Raw genomic sequence first — 1,971 nt, 5'->3', positions numbered from 1 at the left:
TTGTTGTCTTGGCATAGTGACCTCGCTTTCGTTGATTGATTTGAAAACAAGGTGGGCGCTAAATCAAGGACAGATCAGGTATCGGGCGGGAGCTGCAATACGGACAACATAAATACCGCTGCTACGGCGATACAGATTATCACATTGAGCCATCGGCAATATGACCTCTATGTAGTAGAGGCTACGCGATTTCACTCTGAATGAATTTAATATTAATTAAATCAACAACATATAAGTAATTAGTGCGATAATAGGAGCAATACCTATTGCATATTTCATTGACTCTGAAGGGTAAATAACTGTTCTATTTTAGCTGATACCCCCAAAAGTACCCCCAATGGATTTTGTGTGCAATTTAAGGGAAAACTTTATAGAGCTTTTCTTCATCGGGAATAAAAACAACCACCAATATAAATAGCACACTAGTAATATCACAAGAATGTATTCCGCTCATTGAGCGATTACACTACAATCTAAGCTAAGTAATCTTGTAATTCACGGATGGAATAACAATGACTGAAGCAGATCTGGATGAACTGGCTGACCGTATAGTGAAGATGCTAACCACTACGGATTTTTATGAAGGAATGGGAAATGGGGTAAGTGAACTCGGAAAAAATTTCGGGTATCTCGCCTATGGATTTATTGATACAGATTCACGCTCATCGAGATCAAGAGAAAAAGAGAGAGTTATTAAAGCTATCCATAGAGGAATTGTTTCAAGAGATAAAATCATTGAAGCAGTAACGAGAATTTTCGATATTTTTAACCGTAATGTTTCTGAAGCAAAAAAAGAGACTATATATAATAAAATAGCAGGAGGATTAGTTGGGAGTTTTATTATATCTCAGGTTGTAATGAGAGCATCAAAAAAAATTGGCAATATGAAAAAAATGTTCACAGGAATTGTTTATTATGGCTTGATGGCAGGCGGGATGATGGATAGGTCAATATATAGATCTCGGTCTCTAAAAGAGCAGAATCCTGAAGTATACTCTGAACTAAGAAAGGATGATCTAGACCTTCTTTTTTTCCTGTTTGAAGAGCAAGTTGAGCCATTAACCGAAGCGATAAAAATGAAAAGAACATATGGTATAGGCATGTTCAACAAACTAATTGATAAAGTTGAAAGCAGGATTTAATAATATGACTTTCTTTATAAAGAAGATATTGGCTTTCATCCTGAATCATCTGGCAATGTTTTTATTTCCATTTTGTTTTTTTTGGATGCTTTATATACTTTTCGTTGGATATGCTCCGTGGAGTGAAAAAATAATCCATTTAATTATTGCTGGTATTATCTTGTATATACTGGGTAGAATTTCAGACTGGTATTATAAAGATAAGTAAATGCAGGGTCTCCCCTGCACTTGTTTAGTTCATAAACTTCGTCATTTCCCACAATGCATAACCAGACGTTCCAGCCTTGTGATGCGTCCATGTAACATCTTTATATCTGATAGAGATATGCTCCAATATCAGGCCAGCACCATCATCAATGATGTTAGGCATGACGAGATTGATATCTGATATGAGTCCATCATTGATCTGAATCGAGAAAAACTTCTCTTGTTTGGCATGTTGCGTCGTGCGGTAAAAGTCGAGCAACACCTTGACCTTCTCTTGTTCGTTCAATGCCATTGCCAGTAACGGCGTTGACTTATCGATAGGTTTTACCAGGGTGATAGGATTATGAACAGCATGGCCGTCATTGCTCATCATATGGTTAAAAGCCAAAATCATGATTTCATCAGTATGCCCTGCCTGATATCGGTTACCGATAGATTCTAATGTGGAGCAACCCTCAGAAATCAATCCCTGTGATTTACCTTCGATAGTCATGTATGCATAATTAGCCATATAAATTTCCTTTTTAATGGTTTAAGCCTTGTGGTGATCTGTCCTTGATTTAGCGCCCACCTTGTTTTCAAATCAATCAACGAAAGCGAGGTCACTATGCCAAGACAACAA

2 protein-coding genes are annotated in these 1,971 nt (G+C 37.1%); one reads left to right on the top strand and one right to left on the bottom strand.

The genetic code is table 11. The features are described from left to right. Positions 1-512: 512 nt before the first annotated feature. Positions 513-1,142, top strand: coding sequence for a hypothetical protein (locus tag NC856_RS17570; RefSeq protein ID WP_138255486.1), 630 nt, complete (start codon positions 513-515; stop codon positions 1,140-1,142). 232 nt (positions 1,143-1,374) lie between these two features. On the opposite strand, the gene NC856_RS17565 is transcribed toward NC856_RS17570, so the two are convergent. Beyond that, a complete protein-coding gene (locus NC856_RS17565; RefSeq protein WP_014699424.1) occupies positions 1,375-1,860 on the bottom strand; it encodes an Hcp family type VI secretion system effector in 486 nt (161 codons plus the stop codon). Positions 1,861-1,971: the final 111 nt, after the last annotated feature.

This window comes from Brenneria izbisi (assembly GCF_025840185.1).
Taxonomy (GTDB): domain Bacteria; phylum Pseudomonadota; class Gammaproteobacteria; order Enterobacterales; family Enterobacteriaceae; genus Brenneria; species Brenneria izbisi.
This window is presented reverse-complemented; position numbering and strand designations above follow the sequence as displayed.

Bases quoted from the DNA above. Each gene is read 5' to 3' on its own strand.
- NC856_RS17570 (WP_138255486.1), top strand. From the start codon at position 513: ATGACTGAAGCAGATCTGGATGAACTGGCTGACCGTATAGTGAAGATG.
- NC856_RS17565 (WP_014699424.1), bottom strand. From the start codon at position 1,860: ATGGCTAATTATGCATACATGACTATCGAAGGTAAATCACAGGGATTG.